This is a genomic window from Pseudomonas sp. GM24, assembly GCF_000282235.1.
Taxonomy (GTDB): domain Bacteria; phylum Pseudomonadota; class Gammaproteobacteria; order Pseudomonadales; family Pseudomonadaceae; genus Aquipseudomonas.
This window is the reverse complement of the sequence record NZ_AKJR01000027.1, coordinates 16,619-36,302: the sequence shown is the minus strand read 5'-3', so window position 1 is coordinate 36,302 and position 19,684 is coordinate 16,619. Positions and strand designations below refer to the sequence as shown.

The following is a 19,684-nucleotide window of genomic DNA, read 5'->3' as shown; positions in this document are numbered from 1 at the left end:
CAGCCTTTGGCAGCTCCTACATCGAACTCCTGTAGGAGCTGCCAAAGGCTGCGATCTTTTGATCTTGTGCTTCAAAGGAAATAAACAAGCAATCCAAATACATTAAAAAAACATTGAATTTTCTTTCACGCGCACCGGTCGGAATTTGTAAGCCGTCTGGAATTACTTAGTCTCCAGTCGCCCTTGAATACCAAGACTTCTCGAACACTATCAACAAGGAAATCGACATGGGCACAATTCTTATCATTATCCTGATCCTGTTGCTGATCGGTGGTCTGCCGGTCTTCCCGCACTCCAGAAGTTGGGGCTACGGTCCATCGGGCATTATCGGCGTGGTGTTGGTGGTGCTGTTGGTGCTGCTGTTACTCGGTCGGATATAACGATGTAACCGGCAAAAAAAAGAGGCCCTGTTCAGGGCCTCTTTTTTATTGCGCGGATTTTACTGGCAGTGAGCGATCAATCCGGCTTGCCGTGAATGACGCCAGCGGTGTTATCCATCAGGCTTTTGGTCGCCGTTTGCAGGAACGCTTCGAGTTTGAGTTTCAACTCGGCAGTGCGCGGTGCATTTGGAATGACTTCGGCGTGCGGGTTGGCACCTAGCTGGTACTGCCACATCTTCGGCCCCATGTCCTTGTCTCTTGGCAACACCAGGATCTGGTCGGCGGTGACGATGGCGGTCGTCTGCTCACTGCCCGACGGTTTGATCACACCGAAACCGGTGTCGCCTTCCGGCAGGTTGAGCAAGTCACGGCCCCAGCACTGATGACGCACTTCGCCACCGAGACGGCCCATGATGGTCGGCACGATGTCGATCTGCGTACCCACGGTGTGGTCACGGGTACCGAACTTCTCCTGGATGCCCGGTGCAATCATCAGCATCGGTACGTTGAAGCGGCCCAGGTCCATCTCGGTGATCTGGCGCTCGTTGCCGAAGCCGTGGTCGCCGACGATGACGAACAGGGTTTCCTTGAAGTACGGCTCTTTGCGCGCCTTCTCGAAGAACTGACCCAGTGCCCAGTCGGAGTAGCGCATGGCGGTCAAGTGTTCGTTGAGGCTGCCACGGTCAGTCACGCGCTCGACCGGCAATGGCGTTGGCAAGGCGTACGGCGTGTGGTTGGACAGGGTTTGCAGCAGCGCGTAGAACGGCTTGCCGTTTTCCCGCGCCTTGAGCTCCTGCAGACCACGGTCGAACATGTCCTGGTCGGACACGCCCCAGGTCGGATCGGAGAACACCGGGTTGACGAAGTCATTACGGCCAACGAAGTTGGTCATGCCCTGGTTGCTGAAGAAGCCCGACTGGTTGTCCCAGGCGAAGTCGCCGTTGTAGACGTATACGTCGTCGTAGTTGCGGGCGCTGAGCACCTGCGGCAGGCCGGACAGCTTGTGGCTGCCTTCCGGGGTCTGCATCAGGTATTCGAAACCTGGCAGGTTGGGGAAGCAGGCCATGGTCGCGAACATGCCCTGATGGGTGTGCGTACCGTTGGAGAAGAAGCGGTCGAACAGCAGACCTTCCTTCGACAGTTTGTCCAGGTATGGCGTGATGTTGCCTGGCGCGCCCAGTGCACCGACCGAGTGACCTGCCATGCTTTCCATCAGGATCACCACAACGTTTTTGATCGGCAGGGTCTTGTCGGCCGGCGGCGTGTAATCACGGCGCACGGCGGCAATATCGGCATCGACCAGTTTGTCGTCAGGCATCAGCAGCATATCGCGCACGACTTTCTGCGCTTGCTCCTGCGGTAACGTCGCTTTCCAGATATTGTCGCGATCTTCGCCCATGCGAGATTTGGCAGCCTCGATCAGCGACAGCGTGGCGTTGAGACCAAGCTGGTTGGCGAAGTTGGAATCGGTGGTGTAGACGTCACCCCAACGCATCGGCGGGCCTTGACGCAGAGTGCCACGAGCGGCAACCACGCAAATCAGCAAGCAGACCACGAACACCGCAAGACGGGTGTACCACGGCGCAACTTGACGGGTGCTGACGCTGCCGCCACTGAACGGTCCGCGCGGACGCGTGGCACGGTCGGCGCCTTTGAACGCCAGGGTCAGGATGACAGTGCCGATGACCCATCCCAGCAGATAGCGAACCACCGGGAAACCGTACCAGAGCATGCTCATCACGGTTTTCGGGTCTTCTTTCACGTACTGGAACACCAGACCATTGAGGCGCTGGTGGAACTCACGATAGAAGTCCATCTCCATCAGGCCAAGGAACAGCGCGATGCTCGAGGCGATGGTCAGCCACAGGCGGAAGAAACCGCGAGCGGCCATGGCGCGGGCACTGAACAGTGCCAGCACCAGCGGAATGCACACGTAAACCACCAGGCGCAGGTCGAAACGCAGGCCATTGGCGAAGGCTTCGAGAAAGGTCGAAGCCGGGGTATCGAGGATCATCTCGCGGTTGTAGACCAGCAGCGCGAGGCGCAGCACGGAAAACATCACCATCATGACCAGCGCGCAAAGCAGCGTGTAGGCCAGATGCGATTTGACGGTCGGTTGCAGCAGGCGAGCAGAAGATCGCTGCTGATTCAGGGCGTCCGGGTTTGCCATGTCGTTTTAGGACCCATTGGAAGTTGAAGTTGCAAAAAATACAGCGGCGCCATGCCCTCTATTGGTCATTCCAGACCCCGGGGCGTGCGCGGTGCGCAAATGTTGCACGATCACCTGCACCATTGCCATTGATTACTGCCCCGCCGCCAGACACTTTCATCTAGAGCCATGGCAAACCGGGAAAGCGTGCAAACAGCGCGGGCGAATTGTCAGGAACACTTTGTGAAAATTTCGTGCAACGCATATCTGGAAACACAATATTGCGAGAAAACAAAACGCCCCGTATCGGTCGGGGCGTTTTGTGTAGAGCGCGCTTATTACTTCTCGGCGCGTTCTTTCAGAGCTTTCAAGGTGTTGAACGGGGCATCGACGACAAACTTGTTGGCAACCATCGCCGGCACGCTGCCGCCTGGCTCGGTGTGCACCTGATAAGTCACTTCAACCTGGTCGCCCTTGGGCACGAACTTCCAGAAGCCTTTGACCTGCTGAACGCGGACAAAGCCCTTTTCTTCCGGCATGTACGTCGGCAAGCCTTCCAGATTGCGGGTCAGGCTGCCATCGGCGCCTTCAACGGTGGTCACCTTCAGCACCGAGTCACGCGGAGTAACTGGCCAAGGCGTGTTGAACTGGGTGTAGGTCCAGCTCTGATCGCCTTCGTGCTTGAGCAGTTTCTGAGTCTTGCATTCGTGAATCCAGGCGCACGCGCCGGAGACATCTTCCTGCAGTGCGCGCAGTTTGGCGACGGTGGTTTTCATCAGCACAACGCCCTGGTAGGACTTGTAGTCCGAACCCGGCACTTCACTGAGGGAAATCTTGATACCGTCTTCGTTCTTGGCGACTTTCCAGTCTTCAGCCTGAGCGACGGACGTGGCCAGCACAGCGGTCAAACCACACAACACAGCGATACGATGCAGCGAACCCATAGTCTTATTCCTTATTGTTGAAGTTCCGTTCGTTTGACACATCACGCCGCCGTCATTTGCTCCCACCAGCCGATCAGCCTGATCGCTTCTTCCGAGCTGCTGCCGCAGACCTCGACATCCGCAGCAAAGCCCGAACAGACTGCCGGACGCTCCGGGCGGCCGAAAATGCTGCACAGGTTTTCGACCGAAAGCTGCACGCAACGTTCGCCGGCGGGTTTGCCATCAGGCATGCCGGGAATCGGCGAACTGATGGAAGGGGCAATGCAGCAAGCGCCACAGCCTTCACGGCATTTCATGACGAACAATTCCTCGCGACGGGCGATGTGTAAAAGAGACGCGGAACAGAGTAACCGCTAAAACGGCTGTTTCAAATTCCCGGAACCGGGGTTTTTAGCGATAACTCAATGTGACTGACCAGTCTCCGACAAAGCGTCTGGTCTGCGGGTCACAGATGGGTAGGTTTTACTGTTTGAATTCGAAATCCAGCGCGGCACCTTCGACTTCGCGGCGCTCTTCGTTGCGCAGTTGCAACTGCATTTCGTTGCTGAGCAAGCGGCCGTTGAGCTGGAATCCGTTGTTTTTCTCGCCAAACATCTGCGGCAGGATCGGCTCGCGCTTGGGCAATTCAACCGTGCCCTTGGGCTTCAGTTCCTGGACCATGTCCTTGGGCAGGCTCAAATCGAGTTTTGCCGGCGGCAACTTGGCTTTCACCACTTCGCTGGCAGGCTTCGATTTGGAAGCGATCGGCTTGCGTTTCTTGATGACTTTTTGCTGGGTTTTCTTCGCGGGAACAGCCTTTGGCGCAGACGTGGCTTTTTTAGCGGCACTCGTCGCAGCCGGTTTTTCCTGAACTGCAGCGGCCACGGCTCCAGGCGCATGACCGATCATCAGCAAACCCAGCAACACCCAAGCGGCAGGAAAAATCGCTTTCATGGACCCAACGACACTAACGGCAGAGGGCCATATGCTCGCTTGTTGGACGCGACAAGACAAGCGTCACCCACCGCTCGTTCAGAATCCGCCAGCGGTTTCCTGACACAGTTGCGTCGCCAGCATGCCCAGGGTCATCAGCGCCCGCTCCGCCTCGCGATTCCACGGAATCCCGCAGTTCAGGCGAATACAGTGGTTGAACTGCTCGGTATTACTGAAGATCAGCCCCGGGGCAATACTGATGCCCTGCTGCAACGCACGCACATGCAATTCTTGCGTATTGACCCTGCCCGGCAGACTCACCCAAAGGATGAAACCGCCCGTGGGCCGGGTCATTTGCGTGCCTTCGGGGAAGTACTGCTGCACCGCCAACTGGAAGGCGCTGAGGTTTTTCCGGTATTCCTGGCGGATGTACCGTAAATGCCGGTCATAGCCACCGTTTTCCAGATAAGCGGCGATCGCCATCTGCGTCACGCTACACGCCGAGTGGGTGCTGAAAGTCTGCAAGCGCTGGATTTCCTGCTGATACTTGCCGGCGATCATCCAGCCGATGCGCACACCGGGTGACAAGGTTTTGGAGAAACTCGAGCAGTAGATCACCCGATCCAGTCGGTCATACGCCTTGAGCGCTTTGGTCTTGCCTTGCTCGAACATCAGTTCGCCATAGATATCATCTTCGACAATCTGAATATCGAAATCAGAAGCCAGGCGCAGCAACTGTTTCTGCCGCTCTTCGGGCATGGTGCCGCCCAGCGGATTGCTCAGCCGCGTGGTCAGCACCAGCGCTTTGATCGACCATTGGTTGGCCGCCAGTTGCAGGGCTTCGAGGCTCATGCCAGTCGCGGGATCGCTCGGAATCTCGATGACTTTCAGGCCGAGCAGATCGGCCAGTTGCAGCAATCCGTAATAGGTCGGCGATTCGGCGGCGATCAGATCACCCGGGCGGGTCAGTACGCGCAACGACATCTGCAAGGCATCGACGCAACCGTGGGTGATCACCACTTCTGACGGATCGACCACCACACCAGCATCGCGCATGCGGATCGCCACCTGGCGGCGCAGCGGCTCAAAACCGGGGCTGAACATGTAACTGAAAGCACGCGGGCTATGGAAGCGCGTGACCTTGGCCAGTTGCTGATGCAGTGCGCGCACCGGCAAGTAATCGACACTCGGCACAGCCGCGCCGAGCGGAAACACGCCTTCTCGGCGTGATTCGACCAGCACCTGTTGAATGATGCTGCTGCGGGTAACCAGGCCCGGCCGTTCGACCCGGGCGATGTCCGGCGTCGGCGCCGTCAGTGCAGGTGTCTGGTGCACGTAATACCCGGACTGCGGGCGCGCCCTAATCAAGCCCTGATCTTCGAGATTGGCGTAAGCCTGCAACACCGTCGCATGGCTGACGTTGAGCTGCGAACTCATCTTGCGCACCGAAGGCACGCGCTCCCCCGGTTGATAGACGCCACGGCGGATGTCTTCGGCCAGTTGCTGAGCAATACGTTGGTAGAGCAAGAGATTGGTCATGACGCAGCACTCGATTTCACGGGCATTTTATTCTTGTGTGAAACAATACCGGAACAGTTTAGAAGTGTACTGGGACAGTTGTCACATTACTCGACCATACAGTGCGGTGTCTGCCCCTGACTGTACTGATTTGCGGGCTATTCGACAGACGTAAAAAAGCCCGGCACTGCATGACAGTCCGGGCTTTCCAGAGACGCAGCCCTCAGCGGGCGGCGCCGAGCTGGCCTTTTTCATCGGAGAAGACAATTTCCACACGACGATTCTGCGCCCGCCCACGCTCGGAAGCATTGGCGTCCACCGGGTATTCGTCGCCGTAGCCTTCGACCTGAATGCGCTTGTCGTCGATGCCCAGATCTATCAACACATCCGCGACCGATTGCGCGCGATCACGAGACAACTTGAGGTTTTCCTGTTTGCCACCGGTACTGTCGGTGTACCCCTCGATACGCACCACGCGTTTCGGGTTCAATTGCAGGAACTGGACGATCTTCAGCACCACGCGGTTGGCCGAGTTTTTCAGCTCCGCTTCACCGGTGTCGAACAGCACATCACCGAGGGTCATTACCAGACCACGGTCGGTCTGCGTGGTGGCCAGTGCGACGATCTGTTCTTCCAGCCATTTGCCCTGCTGCTGCACGCTGAGCAACTTGGATTCACGCAGGGCCAGTTGCAAGCGCTGACGCTCTAGCTCCAGTTTGGCTGCGCGCTCTTCGTTGAGCACCTGATTGGTGTGCTCGCGGGCGATTTCGCTGTAACGCTGGCTCAGGTAGGCGTAATGCACCACGTCGGAGCCGCTGCCCCAGTAGGTCGACAGGCGATCGGCACGGGCCAGCGACTCACCGGCGCGGATCACGTCTTTCGGCGCGATGCGCAGCACATTGGAATCTTCCTTGACCTTCTGGAAGTCGGCGCTGGCCTCTTGCAGTGCGGATTCGCTGTGTTGACCGGCGCAGCCGTACAGGCTGGCGCAACCGGCGAGTATCAGACCGCCGAGGACTTTGGATTTGAGGCTCATTGGGCATCTCCCAGTTGCTTGCGCAGACGGACGATGCGGGTGTTGAGCACATTCAGCTGTTCTTCACTTTTTTGCGTCAACACTTTGGCTTCGGCCAGACGAGCATCCAGTTCAGCCTGTTCCGAACGCATGCGCGCGTTGCGGTAGGACTCGTCCGCCATGTTGCCTTTGGCGCGGTTGTACTTGGTTTCGGCCAGTTTCATTTCCGGCACTTCGTCAGCAGTGGCGCCAACAGCCTTGGCCTGGATTATGGCTTGCTCGGTCAGGCGCATTTGTTCAACGGGTGCCGGATCGGTCGCGCAACCGGCCAGGGCCAGAACGGCCATCGCCGCGAAAAGAGGTCGAATACTCACTAAGAATCCCTACTGTTTTGGGGCACTGACGGGTTGTTGCGGCTGTTGCTGCTGCGCCTTCCAGCGCTCGATGTTGCGTTGCAGCGCGGCTTCCGTCAGTCCGGACGCGGGCAATTCTGTCATCTTTTTGGCCAACTGTCCGCGCAACCACGGATCGTTACATGCCGAGTTATGCGAAACCGCAAGAAACAGCCCCGGGCGGTCGACGGGGTGCTCGAACGCCAGCAGGTCATTGGTCATGCCCAATGCCTGCGCGGCGGCCATGCCTGAGTAGCGGCCGGCGAGTACATATTCCACTTCACCGAGGAGCAATTTCTGCAGGGCCTGAGTGAGGTTGGCTGTCCGTGTCAGGGTCAGATTCTGCTCGGCGAAAACGCCGAATGCCTGGGTCATGCGAGACTTTTCCGACATCGCACCGGTGTGGCCATGCAAGTCTTTGGCCTCGCTATAGACCAGTGTCGAGCCTTTACGCGTCCACACCAGATAGTCGTTTTCCAGCAGCGGTGGATAGATGTAGTCGAAGTTTTCCAGTTCATTGAAGGTCAGCGGCGCATCGGCCAGCATGTCCATGCGCCCGCTGCGCACTTCATCGAGGGCTTGCGAGCGTTTGCCGGCGTAGAGCAGTTCGACTTTGATGCCGAGGTCTTTGGCGACTTGTTGCAACAGGTCGGCACTGGCGCCGATCAACTGCTTGGGATTCTGCGGGTCCTGCCACAGGTACGGCGGCGCATCCGGGCTGCCGGTGACGACGAGGCGCTCGCACTTGCCCGCGGCCGTGGCCAAACCTGACAACAGGGCCAATCCCAGCAATACCGAGTAATGCAATCCGCAGCGCAGATCCATGGCAAAAAGCTCCCACTCAAATCCGAAACAAAAAAAAGCCCGACCAAAAGGTCGGGCTCTTTATAAGTGAAGCCGCTGGATTAGACCAGCTTCTCCAGCTCAGGTACTGCTTCGAACAGATCCGCCACCAGGCCGTAATCGGCCACCTGGAAGATCGGCGCTTCTTCGTCCTTGTTGATCGCAACGATCACTTTGGAGTCTTTCATACCGGCCAGGTGCTGGATCGCGCCGGAGATACCGACGGCGATGTACAGCTGTGGCGCAACGATCTTGCCGGTCTGACCGACCTGCATGTCGTTCGGTACGAAACCTGCGTCGACGGCGGCGCGCGAAGCACCCACCGCAGCGCCCAGCTTGTCGGCCAGAGCGTACAGGTGTTTGAAGTTGTCGCCGTTCTGCATGCCGCGGCCGCCGGAAACGACGATCTTGGCTGCGGTCAGCTCTGGACGATCGGATTTGGCCAGTTCTTCGCCAACGAAGCTCGAAGTGCCCGCGTCGTGTGCAGCGCCAACGGCTTCAACAGCAGCCGAACCACCTTCAGCAGCTACCGGATCGAAACCGGTAGCACGCACGGTGATCACTTTGATCGCAGCGGTGGACTGCACGGTAGCGATGGCGTTACCGGCGTAGATCGGACGCTTGAAGGTATCAGCGCTTTCAACCGAGATGATCTCGGAGATCTGGTCAACGTCGAGCTGCGCAGCAACGCGCGGCAGGATGTTTTTGCCGTTGGAGGTAGCGGCAGCCAGGATGTGGCTGTAACCAGCGCCAAGCTCAGCTACCAGTGGAGCAACGTTTTCCGGCAGCTGATGCGCGTAAGCGGCGTTATCAGCGTTGAGGACTTTGCTCACGCCTGCGATTTTCGCAGCGGCTTCAGCCACGGCGCCAGCGCCTTGGCCGGCAACCAGAACGTGGATGTCGCCGCCGATTTTGGCCGCAGCAGCCACGGTGTTCAGTGTGGCCGGGGCCAGCACTTTGTTGTCGTGTTCAGCAATAACCAAGATAGTCATTTAGATTACCTTCGCTTCGTTTTTCAGTTTCTCGACCAGTTCAGCCACCGACTTGACCTTGATACCTGCGCTGCGTGCAGCCGGCGCTCGACTTCAGGGTCTTGTTGGTGGAGGCGGTGGAAACGCCCAAAGCGTCCGGAGTCAGCACTTCGAGAGGCTTCTTCTTGGCTTTCATGATGTTTGGCAGGGACGCGTAGCGCGGCTCGTTCAACGCGTGGTGACGATTGCCGGCAGTTTCAGCGAAACAGTCTGCGCGCCGCCGTCGATTTCGCGAGTCACGGCAACGCTGTCGCCGGAGACTTCGACTTTCGAGGCGAACGTGCCCTGACCGTAGCCGCTCAGTGCAGCGAGCATCTGGCCGGTCTGGTTGTTGTCGCTGTCGATGGCCTGTTTGCCAAGGATCACCAGTTGCGGCTGTTCCTTGTCGACCACAGCCTTGAGCAGCTTGGCCACGGCGAGCGAGGTCAGATCTTCAGCGGATTCGACGAGGATGGCACGGTCGGCACCCAGAGCCAGTGCGGTACGCAGCTGCTCCTGAGCGGTGGTCGGGCCGATGGAGACGACGACGATTTCAGTCGCAACACCTTTCTCTTTCAGGCGTACGGCTTCTTCCACTGCGATTTCGCAGAACGGGTTCATCGACATCTTGACGTTGGCGAGATCGACGCCGGAATTGTCCGCCTTGACGCGAACCTTGACGTTGTAATCCACAACGCGTTTGACAGCTACAAGAACCTTCATGGATTCCTCGTTACTCTCCGGTGAAAAGAAAGTCGCCTAGGCGAACCTGGCGGTTGATGCTCATCAGGCTAAAAGGGCACCTCTAAAAACGCCGACCGGGGTGCGAAGTGATTCCACGATGTGAAGGGGGTGCGACCGTTCGTCAGTGGTGACCGACAAGTCATTGATCCTCACGCTGTGTAAACTGCGCGCCAGACTGCGCTGCGCAGCACTCTCGACCACCTGTGCCCTGCCTTTAGACGTGCTCTTGAAACCGCCAGTCTGCCTACGACGAGCGCAAAACCGACCGTATCTTGACCGGAACGCCTATTCCGGTCAATACAGCAAAATGACCATTCATAAGCCGCGCTTCTTTGATTTCTCTGGGCTGGAGCCGATTCAAACAAACGTTTGTATTGGACGCTCGGAGTGGTGTAGATATAATGCGCCGCCTAGAGAGAAAGGTCTGTTCTCCAATATTCCCCTTGACGTTAACGTAAAGGAATAACGGATGCGACATCAAACCTCCAAATTAGAAAAAAAACTGTTGAGCCTTGAGTAGGAGATAGCCTGTGGAACGCGAATACATGGAATTCGACGTGGTCATCGTCGGTGCCGGCCCCGCTGGCCTGTCCGCCGCCTGCCGTCTGAAGCAGAAGGCCGCCGAAGCCGGTAAGGAAATCAGCGTCTGCGTGGTCGAAAAAGGCTCCGAAGTCGGCGCACACATCCTGTCCGGTGCCGTGTTCGAACCACGCGCTCTGAACGAGTTGTTCCCGGACTGGAAAGAACTCGGCGCGCCGCTGAACACTCCGGTCACCCGCGACGATATTTTTGTCCTGAAAAACGCCGAAAGCGCGCAGAAAATTCCTGACTTCTTTGTGCCCAAGACCATGCACAACGAAGGCAACTACATTATTTCCCTCGGCAACCTGTGCCGCTGGCTCGCCCAGCAGGCCGAGAACCTCGGCGTAGAAATCTACCCGGGCTTCGCCGCTCAGGAAGCACTGATCGACGAGCAAGGCGTGGTGCGCGGGATCATCACCGGTGATCTGGGCGTCGACCGCGAAGGCAATCCGAAAGAAGGCCTGTACACCCCGGGCATGGAACTGCGTGGCAAATACACGCTGTTCGCCGAAGGTTGCCGTGGCCACATCGGCAAGCAGCTGATCAAGCGCTACAACCTCGACAGCGATGCCGACGCTCAGCACTACGGCATCGGCCTGAAAGAAATCTGGGAGATCGACCCGGCCAAACACCAGCCAGGCCTGGTGGTGCACACCGCCGGTTGGCCGCTGGACATCATGGGCACCGAGAACACCGGCGGTTCGTTCCTCTATCACCTGGAAAACAACCAAGTGGTGGTTGGTCTGATCGTCGATCTTTCCTACAGCAACACCTACCTGTCGCCGTTCGACGAGTTCCAGCGCCTCAAGCATCACCCGGTGCTGGCGCAGTATCTGGAAGGCGGCAAGCGCATCAGCTACGGCGCCCGCGCGATCTGCAAAGGTGGCCTGAACTCGCTGCCGAAAATGGTCTTCAAGGGCGGCGCGCTGATCGGTTGCGACCTCGGCACCCTGAACTTCGCCAAGATCAAAGGTAGCCACACTGCGATGAAGTCCGGCATGCTCGCCGCCGAATCGGTGGCTGACGCGCTGTTCGCGGAAAAGGACGGCACTGAAGAGCTGACCACTTATGTGGACGCGTTCAAGAAGAGCTGGCTCTACGATGAACTGTTTGCCAGCCGTAACTTCGGCCCGGCGATCCACAAATTCGGCGCCATCGTTGGCGGCGGTTTCAACTGGCTCGATCAAAACATCTTCGGCGGCAAACTGCCGTTCACCCTGCACGACACCAAGCCGGATTACGCTTGCCTCAAGCTCGCGGCCGACTGCAAGAAGATCGATTATCCGAAGCCGGACGGTAAACTCAGCTTCGACAAACTCAGCTCGGTGTTCATCTCCGGTACCAACCATGAAGAAGAACAACCTTGCCACTTGAAGCTGACCGACCCGAGCATCCCGATCAGCAAGAACCTGCCGCTGTACGACGAACCGGCACAGCGCTACTGCCCGGCCGGTGTGTACGAAGTGATCACCAAGGAAGACGGCGAGAAGCGCTTCCAGATCAACGCCCAGAACTGCGTGCACTGCAAGACCTGTGACATCAAGGACCCTGCGCAGAACATCACCTGGGTCACGCCGGAAGGCGCTGGTGGCCCGACTTATCCGAACATGTAAGTCGACCCGCTGAACAACAAGGCTCCCGATTTGGGGGCCTTTTTGTTGCCTAAAATTTAGTGCATTGCATCACCCCCTGTGGGAGCTGGCTTGCCAGCGATGGCGGCGGGTCAGTCGATATCAATGTTGAATGTGCCGGCCTCATCGCTGGCAAGCCAGCTCCCACAGGGATTGTGTCAATCCTCAGGCAGCGCGCTCGTCGCCCGGGCTGCGCTCAAAGTAGCGTTTGTACTCGCGGCTGAACTGCGACGTACTCTGATACCCCACCCGATGCGCGACCTGCGCCACACCCAAGCCCTCCGCCACCAACAACGTCTGCGCCTTCAACAACCGCAAACGCTTCAGATACTGCACCGGCGACAACAGCGTGCTGCGTTTGAAATGCTCATGAAACGTCGACACGCTCATGTTCGCGCAACCGGCCAGGGTCTCGACATTCAATGGCTCGGTGTAATGCGCATGCAGATGACTGATCGACGCCGCCACCCGTGCGAATTGCCCCTGCTGCTCGACCAGCGCGCGCAACACATCGGCCTGCGGCCCGCGCAACGCGGTGAACAACAACTCGCGCACCCGCGCCGGCCCGAGAATCTGGCATTCCAGCGGATCGTGCAGGCAACTGAGCAAGCGCTCGACGCAGCCGCGCATGGCATCGTCGAGCACCACCGAGGTCATCGACTCCGGCGTCTGCGCCGGGATATGCCGGCCCGGCGCCAGCCCCATGGCCAGCACCAGTTCACCGAGCAACACCCGATCAATCGCCACCGACACCCCGAGCAACGGCGCATCCGGCAAGGCAAACGTCTCACACTCGAACGGCACCGGCAGCGCCTGAATAAGGTAATGCCCAGCGCCATACTCCATGGTGCGAGGCCCGAGAAACGCCAGCTTGCTGCCTTGGGCGATGATCATCAGGCTCGGCTCGTAAATGTGCGGGCCACGGGCGACATCGCAACTGGCGCGCAACACTTGCACACCGGGCAACCCGGTAGGCGAGTAACCGTCGCGCAGCGCCAGCGGTTCGATCAGCGAAACCAGCCGCGCATTGGCATCAAGATGACGGGTCAATTGCATCGAATTGTTCTTCACAAAAAATCACGAAAACAGGGGGATGAAAACATCATGGCAGATCCTTTTGCCAATGCGACCGATCAAACCCGTATGCCGGAGGATTAGGCATGAGACCCGGAGGAATCGTCATGGCCGACCGGTCAGTCGACGCCCAAAATGCGCCGCCTCACTTGTTCCTGCTTTTGCGAGGTTTCACATGTACACCGCCATCGGCTATGCCGCCCAATCGGCCACCACCCCCCTCGCCCCGATGAAGTTCGAACGTCGCAGCCCGCGCGCCGACGACGTAGCGATCGAGATTCTCTACTGCGGCGTCTGCCACTCCGACATCCACCAGGCGCGCAACGAATGGGGCATCGCCGTTTACCCGTTGATGCCGGGCCATGAGATTGTCGGAAAAGTCACCGCGATCGGTGCGAATGTCACCCAACACAAAGTCGGCGATCTGGTCGGCGTTGGCTGCATGGTCGACTCTTGCCGTACCTGCGAAGCGTGCCAGTCGAACCTCGAGCAATATTGCCTCGAAGGCCCGACCATGACCTACGCCACCCCGGATCGGGTCGATGGCAGCAACACCATGGGCGGTTATTCGGACAGCATCGTCGTCAGCGAACACTTCGTTGTGCGCATCCCGGAAAAACTCGCATTGGCCAGCGCCGCGCCGATCCTCTGCGCCGGCATCACCACCTACTCGCCGCTCAAGCACTACGGCGTCAAGGCGGGCGACAAGGTCGGGATTCTCGGCATGGGCGGTCTGGGCCACATGGGCATCAAGTTCGCCAAGGCCATGGGCGCTGAAGTGACGCTGTTCACCCGCTCGGCGAGCAAGGCAGAAGAAGGTCGTCGTCAGGGTGCCGATCACGTGATCGTTTCCACCGACGCCGAACAGATGAAAGCCGCGGCCGGTTACTTCGACTTCCTGCTCGACACCATTCCGGTGCAGCACGATCTCAACCCGTACCTCGACACCCTGCGCTTCGACGGCGTGCACATTCTGGTCGGTCTGATCGAGCCGATCGATCCACCGGTCCATGCCGGCAAACTGGTGATGAGCCGTCGTGTATTGGCCGGCTCGTTGATCGGTGGCGTCGCTGAAACCCAGGAAGTGCTGGATTTCTGCGCCGAACACAACATCACCTGCGATATCGAAATGCTCGACATCCGCCAGATCAACGAGGCTTACGCGCGGATGATCGCCGGCGACGTGAAGTACCGTTTCGTGATCGACATGGCGACGCTCAAGGTTTAAATCTTTAGACCGAGTTCCGCCGAAAGCCGGGCTGTGACCCCTTTGATCAGGGGAATCAGCTCGGCCATTTTTTCCAGCGGCATGTATGGCACGGTGCTGGCGATACTGATCGCCGCCACGATGCCCTTGCTCGCATCGCGAATCGGCGCCGCCACGCAGCGGATCGACGGTTCGTTGTCCTCCAGATCGAAGGCGTAGCCGCCGGCGACGTACTCGGTCATGCGCTGCTCCAGCTGTTCCCAGGACTGCTGGGGATGCTGCGGCCAGAACTGACTTTTCCCACCCGCCGGCAGGCTGATGTCGTACAACCGTTGCCAATCTTTCGGCGAGTCATCAAGCATCAACGCCTTACCGATCCCCGTGCGCGCCAGCGGCATGCGATGGCCGACCCGCGAACGCATTTCCGGGCCATTGCGCCCCGGATTCTTCAGCAGATACAGCACTTCATCGCCTTCACGAATCCCCAGGTGCACGGTGTCGCCGGTCAGCGCCGACAACTCGTCCAGATACGGCCCGGCCAAGGTCACCAGCGGCAACTCTTCGCGAGCCTGGAAACCCAGCTCGATCAGCTTCGGCCCGAGCAGATAACCGACTTGCGGCACCACGCGCAGATAGCGCTCATCGACCAGACAACTGGCCAGACGATGGGTGGTGCTGCGCGTGGTGCCGATCAGCCGGGCAATCTCCTTGAGATCGCGGGCGCCACTGGCCACCGCTTGCACCACACCGAGGCCGCGCAATAGCGTCTGCGTGCCGGTGGGCGCGGCGTCCTTGGTTTTTTCCGGAGCGTCTTCCTGCATATCCAGCCTTTACCGTTGAGCGAGGGAACGGGCGGCATTATGGTCGCCCGACGCAGACCACTACAACTCGATACGCTCGACCTTGCCGACCAGCAACACGTAGGACAAGGCACCGATCAATGCGAGAACCGCGATGTAGGTGATCGCCGGCGCGAACGAATCGCCGCTGGCGAGGAAGCCGATGACGATCGGCGTGGCAATTGCCGACAGGTTGCCGATGAAATTGAACACCCCGCCGGTCAGCCCGAGCAAACGTGCCGGTGCCAAGGTCGAGACCAGCGACCAGGTAATCGAAGCCAGGCCGTTGCCAAAAAAGGCGAGCGCCAGGAAAGCAATCACCAGCGGCGTCGACTCGACGAAGTTGGCGCCGATGATCGAGGTGGAAATCAGCAGTCCACCAATGATCGGCAACTTGCGCGCAAAGCCGACGGTGTAGCCGCGCCGAATCAGGAAGTCGGAAAAGAACCCCGAACACAACACGCCAACGAACGCGGCGAGAAACGGCAGCGACGCCAACAGGCCTGACTTGATGAAGTCCATGCCGCGATACTTCACCAGATAAGTCGGGAACCACGTCAGGAAAAACCACAACGTTGAGTTCAGGCAGAACTGGCCGAGGTAGATGCCCCACAACTTGCGCTTGGTCAGAACGATACCGAGATCGGTCCAGCTGAATTTGGCTTTGACCTTGGCCGTTTCCTGCTGAATATCAACGAGGCCACCGCCCTCGCGGATCAAGTCGATTTCCGCTTCGTTGGCGCCTTTGAAATCCCGCGGCTCGCGATACACCGCGTACCAGATTGCTGCCCAGATGATGCCCACCGCGCCGGTTGCAACGAAGACCATGTGCCAGCCGAATTCATGTTGCAGCCAAGCCAGCACCGGGGTGAGGAATGCCAGACCAACGAACTGCCCCGACGTGTAAAAACCAATCGCCGTTGCGCGTTCACGCTCGGGAAACCAGGTCGTCACCACACGGCTGTTGATCGGATAGGCCGGCGCTTCCAGCGCTCCGACCGCCATGCGCAATACGAACAAAGCAATGAAACTGGCGGCGAAACCGAGCATCACCGTAGCAATCGACCAAAGCAGCAATGCGACGCTGTAAAGAATGCGCGGCGGCACACGATCAACCAGCCAGCCGCCGGGGATCTGCATGGCAGCGTAGGTCCAGCCGAACGCGGAGAAAATCAGGCCGACGTGAATCGGGTCGATACCCAGATCACTGGTCAGCGCGGGGGCGGCAATCGACAGGTTGCTGCGGTCGAGGTAGTTGATGACCACGGTGATAAACAGCAACACCATGATGAAAAACCGCTTACGGCTAGGCGTGACTAAAGACGCCTGCCCGGTGAGGGTTTGCGGTTGCATGGGGAGAGCCTCTTTTTATGTTTATTGAGGTCGGCCTGAGGCCTGATCGTTCCCACGCTCTGCGTGGGAATGCAGCCGGGACGCTTTGCGTCCCAAAAGCGGACGCAGAACGTCCATTGAGGCATTCCCACGCAGAGCGTGGGGACGATCTCATCGGGTGTGTCAGGCAGTACTCACCACTCGGCAAAGCTGCCATCGGCATGACGCCAGATCGGGTTGCGCCAGCGGTGGCCGACCGCCGCGCGCTCGATCACGTATTCCTCGTTGATCTCGATACCCAGGCCCGGTCCGTTCGGAATCTTCACAAAACCTTTGTCGTAATCGAACACCCGCGGATCCTTCACGTAGTCGAGCAAGTCATTGCTCTCGTTGTAATGGATGCCCAGGCTCTGCTCCTGGATAAACGCGTTGTAACAAGCCGCGTCCAGTTGCAAACACGCCGCCAGCGCAATCGGCCCCAGCGGGCAATGCAGCGCCAGCGCGACGTCGTAGGCTTCAGCCATGTTGGCGATCTTGCGGGTTTCGGTGATACCACCGGCGTGGGAAGCATCCGGCTGGATGATGTCGACGTAGCCTTCGCTCAACACGCGTTTAAAGTCCCAACGCGAGAACAGCCGCTCACCGAGAGCAATCGGCGTGCTGGTCAGCGGCGCCAGCTCTTTCAACGCTTCGTAGTTTTCGCTGAGCACCGGCTCTTCGATAAACATCAATTTGTACGGATCGAGTTCCTTCATCAGCACCTTGGCCATCGGCTTGTGCACGCGGCCATGGAAGTCGACGCCGATACCGACGTTCGGCCCGACCGCGTCACGCACGGCGGCAACGTTAGCCAGCGCCAGATCGACTTTCTCGAAGGTATCGAGGAATTGCAGTTCTTCGGTGCCGTTCATTTTCACCGCAGTAAAACCACGGCTCACCGCCTCTTTCGCCGCACGTGCGGTGTCGGCTGGACGATCGCCGCCAATCCACGAATACACACGAATCTTGTCGCGCACCTGACCACCAAGCAGATCACTCACCGATACGCCGAGGGCCTTGCCCTTGATGTCCCACAGCGCCTGATCGATACCGGCCAGTGCGCTCATGTGGATGGCGCCGCCACGGTAGAAACCGCCGCGATACAGCACGGTCCAGATGTCTTCGATGTTGCGTGGGTCTTTGCCGATCAGGTAGTCGGACAATTCTTCGACGGCAGCCGCAACGGTGTGGGCGCGGCCTTCGACCACAGGCTCGCCCCAACCGGTCACGCCCTCATCGGTTTCGACCTTGAGAAAGCACCAGCGCGGCGGGACGATGAAGGTGGTGAGTTTGGTGATTTTCATCTCTGCTCTCTTTTGTAAATGCAGCTCTTATTAGATGCAGCGCACGCAGCGCCAATAAAGTCTTAGCGAAGCGCCTTCCACGCAGCCACGTAGGCCTTGGCGTTCAGCGCTACTTGCTCAGGCGTCATGCCCGGTTTGAACAGGCCGGAGCCGAGGCCGAAACCTTTCACGCCAGCATCGATAAACGCCTGCATGTTGTCCGGCGTGATACCGCCGACCGGCGCCAGCACCGTCCCCGCTGGCAACACCGCAAGCCAGGCTTTGACGACCGCCGGGCCCATCTGCTCGGCCGGAAACAGCTTGAGAATGTCCGCGCCCTCCTCCAGCGCCGCGAACGCTTCGGTCGGTGTGGCAACGCCCGGCGACAGGAACAGCCCCGCCGCTTTCGCCGCGCGCAACACCTTAGCGTCGCTGTGCGGCATGACGATCACCTGGCCGCCGGCCTCTTTCACCAACCCGACCTGTTCCGGCGTCAGCACCGTGCCGGCACCGATCAGGCAATCGGCGGGCAAGGTCGTGCGCAGGATGCGGATACTTTCGTACGGCAAAGGGGAATTGAGCGGTACTTCGATGACGCGAAATCCGGCCGCATACAGGACTTCTCCGACAGCGGCGGCTTCCTGCGGATGCAGGCCACGCAGGATCGCGATCAGACCGTTTTGCGCCAATGCTTGCTTGAGCATGTCAGGCCTCCAGTCAGGGTTAACGGGATGAGGAATCGATCAGTCCGGCGGCCAGCGCCAGTTGCCACAGGCCACGCTCGGTGGCCTGCTCGGCCAGCGTCACGTTGGCGAAACCGCAGGCATCGAGGGCACGGCTGTAGCGCGCGCAGAGTTGCGCGTTGCCGATGAGGATGATCGAAGGGAGATTCCGGTTGTTGCGACGGCGACGTTGAGCGCTGGCGAGCGCCGCCAGTTCATGGCCGATCATCAGGCCGGATAAATAATCGGCCTGCGCGGTCGGGCTGAGTTCGCCGGTCAGGCCCAGGGTACGGGCGCTGAACAAGGTCGACAGCACGCCGAGCTCGCCATCTGCAGACTGCGCAACCTGCACGCCACGGTCAAACGCCAGAGCATCGAATGTCGCACTGTGTTTTTGGGTGCGACCGAGAATGCTGTGTTCACTGAGCACGGCGAACACTTCACCGGTCATGAACGTATCGAAATGGGTGATGCAGCCATCGACCACGTCGACCCATTTCGAGTGACTGCCCGGCAGACCGATCAACAGATCGGCACCCGCCTCAATCGGCAGATTCTGCAGCACGCCAAGGACCTGGGTTTCTTCACCGCGCATCACATTCGGCAGACGCGATCGCTGAATCACGCCCGGCACGATATGCACAACGGTGCCGCGCAGGCTGACAACTGTTTGTAGGGAGTTTCCGAGATTGGCGACATTCGCCGGCGTCTCGCAGTAGGCCGCTTCACGCCAGCCCTGCGCACTGCCGACCATCCCGCAGGCGATCACCGGCAGATCCGGCTGCGCATCGAGCCAGTCGCCGCACGCTTCATCGAAGGCCAGTTCGAAACCATCGGCGCATTCGCGACCGTTGATGGCTCGCGGAGTCTTTGGCAGTTGCATGATCCCGGACGACAGCGCGCGCTGCTCCAGCACCACACCGCCCGCCGCGAGTTTGTAAGCACGTAATGAGGTCGTCCCCCAATCGAGCGCGATCAATTGCGCCAGCATCGCTTCACCTGTTTTGTTTTTGGCAGTGAGTGCGACGGACTATAGACCTCTCAGGCGCTAAATCTCAATATGTAATT

At 59.1% G+C, this 19,684-nt stretch carries 18 protein-coding genes and 1 pseudogene; 3 read left to right on the top strand and 16 right to left on the bottom strand.

The window, feature by feature from the left end:
* Window positions 1-221: 221 nt before the first annotated feature.
* Complete coding sequence (locus tag PMI23_RS29185; protein ID WP_169432680.1) at window positions 222-380, top strand: DUF3309 family protein; 159 nt, start codon at window positions 222-224, stop codon at window positions 378-380.
* 76 nt (window positions 381-456) lie between these two features.
* Here PMI23_RS29185 and PMI23_RS04900 read toward each other — a convergent pair whose 3' ends face one another.
* The 10 genes and pseudogenes from PMI23_RS04900 to PMI23_RS04855 form a co-directional block, all read right to left on the bottom strand.
* The gene (locus PMI23_RS04900) at window positions 457-2,550 is read right to left on the bottom strand and encodes an LTA synthase family protein (protein WP_007908352.1); all 2,094 of its coding nucleotides are present in this window, start codon (window positions 2,548-2,550) and stop codon (window positions 457-459) included.
* 317 nt (window positions 2,551-2,867) lie between these two features.
* Window positions 2,868-3,473 carry an START domain-containing protein gene (locus PMI23_RS04895; RefSeq protein ID WP_007908350.1) on the bottom strand — a complete coding sequence of 202 codons (606 nt, stop codon included), beginning with the start codon at window positions 3,471-3,473 and terminating at the stop codon, window positions 2,868-2,870.
* A gap of 41 nt (window positions 3,474-3,514) precedes the next feature.
* Complete coding sequence (locus tag PMI23_RS04890; RefSeq protein WP_007908349.1) at window positions 3,515-3,769, bottom strand: YkgJ family cysteine cluster protein; 255 nt, start codon at window positions 3,767-3,769, stop codon at window positions 3,515-3,517.
* 166 nt (window positions 3,770-3,935) lie between these two features.
* Window positions 3,936-4,406, bottom strand: a complete 471-nt coding sequence (locus PMI23_RS04885) for a hypothetical protein (protein ID WP_007908348.1) — start codon at window positions 4,404-4,406, stop codon at window positions 3,936-3,938.
* A 78-nt stretch (window positions 4,407-4,484) separates the two neighbouring features.
* Window positions 4,485-5,924, bottom strand: a complete 1,440-nt coding sequence (locus tag PMI23_RS04880) for an aminotransferase-like domain-containing protein (protein WP_007908347.1) — start codon at window positions 5,922-5,924, stop codon at window positions 4,485-4,487.
* A gap of 202 nt (window positions 5,925-6,126) precedes the next feature.
* Window positions 6,127-6,939, bottom strand: a complete 813-nt coding sequence (locus PMI23_RS04875; RefSeq protein ID WP_007908346.1) for an OmpA family protein — start codon at window positions 6,937-6,939, stop codon at window positions 6,127-6,129.
* Window positions 6,936-7,292: a DUF4398 domain-containing protein gene (locus PMI23_RS04870; protein WP_176472319.1), complete on the bottom strand. Its 357-nt coding sequence runs from the start codon at window positions 7,290-7,292 to the stop codon at window positions 6,936-6,938. The genes PMI23_RS04875 and PMI23_RS04870 overlap by 4 nt, the downstream gene beginning before the upstream one ends.
* A 9-nt stretch (window positions 7,293-7,301) precedes the next feature.
* The gene (locus tag PMI23_RS04865) at window positions 7,302-8,135 is read right to left on the bottom strand and encodes a substrate-binding periplasmic protein (RefSeq protein WP_007908342.1); all 834 of its coding nucleotides are present in this window, start codon (window positions 8,133-8,135) and stop codon (window positions 7,302-7,304) included.
* An 80-nt stretch (window positions 8,136-8,215) separates the two neighbouring features.
* The gene (locus PMI23_RS04860; protein WP_007908340.1) at window positions 8,216-9,145 is read right to left on the bottom strand and encodes an electron transfer flavoprotein subunit alpha/FixB family protein; all 930 of its coding nucleotides are present in this window, start codon (window positions 9,143-9,145) and stop codon (window positions 8,216-8,218) included.
* Window positions 9,146-9,886, bottom strand: a pseudogene (locus PMI23_RS04855) (electron transfer flavoprotein subunit beta/FixA family protein).
* A gap of 551 nt (window positions 9,887-10,437) precedes the next feature.
* Here PMI23_RS04855 and PMI23_RS04850 point away from each other — a divergent pair.
* Window positions 10,438-12,102, top strand: a complete 1,665-nt coding sequence (locus PMI23_RS04850) for an electron transfer flavoprotein-ubiquinone oxidoreductase (protein ID WP_007908336.1) — start codon at window positions 10,438-10,440, stop codon at window positions 12,100-12,102.
* 183 nt (window positions 12,103-12,285) lie between these two features.
* Here the strand turns inward: PMI23_RS04850 and PMI23_RS04845 are convergent, their stop codons facing one another.
* Window positions 12,286-13,176, bottom strand: coding sequence for an AraC family transcriptional regulator (locus PMI23_RS04845; RefSeq protein ID WP_007908334.1), 891 nt, complete (start codon window positions 13,174-13,176; stop codon window positions 12,286-12,288).
* Window positions 13,177-13,369: 193 nt separating this feature from the next.
* On the opposite strand from PMI23_RS04845, the gene PMI23_RS04840 reads away from it, so the two are divergent.
* Window positions 13,370-14,422, top strand: a complete 1,053-nt coding sequence (locus PMI23_RS04840) for an NAD(P)-dependent alcohol dehydrogenase (RefSeq protein WP_007908332.1) — start codon at window positions 13,370-13,372, stop codon at window positions 14,420-14,422.
* Here the strand turns inward: PMI23_RS04840 and PMI23_RS04835 are convergent.
* The 5 genes from PMI23_RS04835 to PMI23_RS04815 all read right to left on the bottom strand — a co-directional run bounded on the left by PMI23_RS04835 (window position 14,419) and on the right by PMI23_RS04815 (window position 19,607).
* Complete coding sequence (locus tag PMI23_RS04835) at window positions 14,419-15,222, bottom strand: IclR family transcriptional regulator (protein WP_007908330.1); 804 nt, start codon at window positions 15,220-15,222, stop codon at window positions 14,419-14,421. The two genes, PMI23_RS04840 and PMI23_RS04835, sit on opposite strands and share 4 nt — an antisense overlap.
* Window positions 15,223-15,282: 60 nt before the next feature.
* Window positions 15,283-16,593 carry an MFS transporter gene (locus PMI23_RS04830; RefSeq protein WP_007908328.1) on the bottom strand — a complete coding sequence of 437 codons (1,311 nt, stop codon included), beginning with the start codon at window positions 16,591-16,593 and terminating at the stop codon, window positions 15,283-15,285.
* 173 nt (window positions 16,594-16,766) lie between these two features.
* Complete coding sequence (gene dgoD / locus PMI23_RS04825) at window positions 16,767-17,915, bottom strand: galactonate dehydratase (RefSeq protein WP_007908327.1); 1,149 nt, start codon at window positions 17,913-17,915, stop codon at window positions 16,767-16,769.
* Between the two features lie 62 nt (window positions 17,916-17,977).
* Complete coding sequence (locus tag PMI23_RS04820; RefSeq protein WP_007908325.1) at window positions 17,978-18,598, bottom strand: 2-dehydro-3-deoxy-6-phosphogalactonate aldolase; 621 nt, start codon at window positions 18,596-18,598, stop codon at window positions 17,978-17,980.
* A 19-nt stretch (window positions 18,599-18,617) separates the two neighbouring features.
* The gene (locus PMI23_RS04815; RefSeq protein WP_007908323.1) at window positions 18,618-19,607 is read right to left on the bottom strand and encodes a 2-dehydro-3-deoxygalactonokinase; all 990 of its coding nucleotides are present in this window, start codon (window positions 19,605-19,607) and stop codon (window positions 18,618-18,620) included.
* Window positions 19,608-19,684: the final 77 nt, after the last annotated feature.

Coding starts and splice junctions, on each gene's coding strand:
- PMI23_RS04900 (WP_007908352.1), bottom strand. CDS start 2,550: ATGGCAAACCCGGACGCCCTGAATCAGCAGCGATCTTCTGCTCGCCTG.
- PMI23_RS04895 (WP_007908350.1), bottom strand. CDS start 3,473: ATGGGTTCGCTGCATCGTATCGCTGTGTTGTGTGGTTTGACCGCTGTG.
- PMI23_RS04890 (WP_007908349.1), bottom strand. CDS start 3,769: ATGAAATGCCGTGAAGGCTGTGGCGCTTGCTGCATTGCCCCTTCCATC.
- PMI23_RS04885 (WP_007908348.1), bottom strand. CDS start 4,406: ATGAAAGCGATTTTTCCTGCCGCTTGGGTGTTGCTGGGTTTGCTGATG.
- PMI23_RS04880 (WP_007908347.1), bottom strand. CDS start 5,924: ATGACCAATCTCTTGCTCTACCAACGTATTGCTCAGCAACTGGCCGAA.
- PMI23_RS04875 (WP_007908346.1), bottom strand. CDS start 6,939: ATGAGCCTCAAATCCAAAGTCCTCGGCGGTCTGATACTCGCCGGTTGC.
- PMI23_RS04865 (WP_007908342.1), bottom strand. CDS start 8,135: ATGGATCTGCGCTGCGGATTGCATTACTCGGTATTGCTGGGATTGGCC.
- PMI23_RS04860 (WP_007908340.1), bottom strand. CDS start 9,145: ATGACTATCTTGGTTATTGCTGAACACGACAACAAAGTGCTGGCCCCG.
- PMI23_RS04845 (WP_007908334.1), bottom strand. CDS start 13,176: ATGCAATTGACCCGTCATCTTGATGCCAATGCGCGGCTGGTTTCGCTG.
- PMI23_RS04840 (WP_007908332.1), top strand. CDS start 13,370: ATGTACACCGCCATCGGCTATGCCGCCCAATCGGCCACCACCCCCCTC.
- PMI23_RS04835 (WP_007908330.1), bottom strand. CDS start 15,222: ATGCAGGAAGACGCTCCGGAAAAAACCAAGGACGCCGCGCCCACCGGC.
- PMI23_RS04830 (WP_007908328.1), bottom strand. CDS start 16,593: ATGCAACCGCAAACCCTCACCGGGCAGGCGTCTTTAGTCACGCCTAGC.
- dgoD (WP_007908327.1), bottom strand. CDS start 17,915: ATGAAAATCACCAAACTCACCACCTTCATCGTCCCGCCGCGCTGGTGC.
- PMI23_RS04820 (WP_007908325.1), bottom strand. CDS start 18,598: ATGCTCAAGCAAGCATTGGCGCAAAACGGTCTGATCGCGATCCTGCGT.
- PMI23_RS04815 (WP_007908323.1), bottom strand. CDS start 19,607: ATGCTGGCGCAATTGATCGCGCTCGATTGGGGGACGACCTCATTACGT.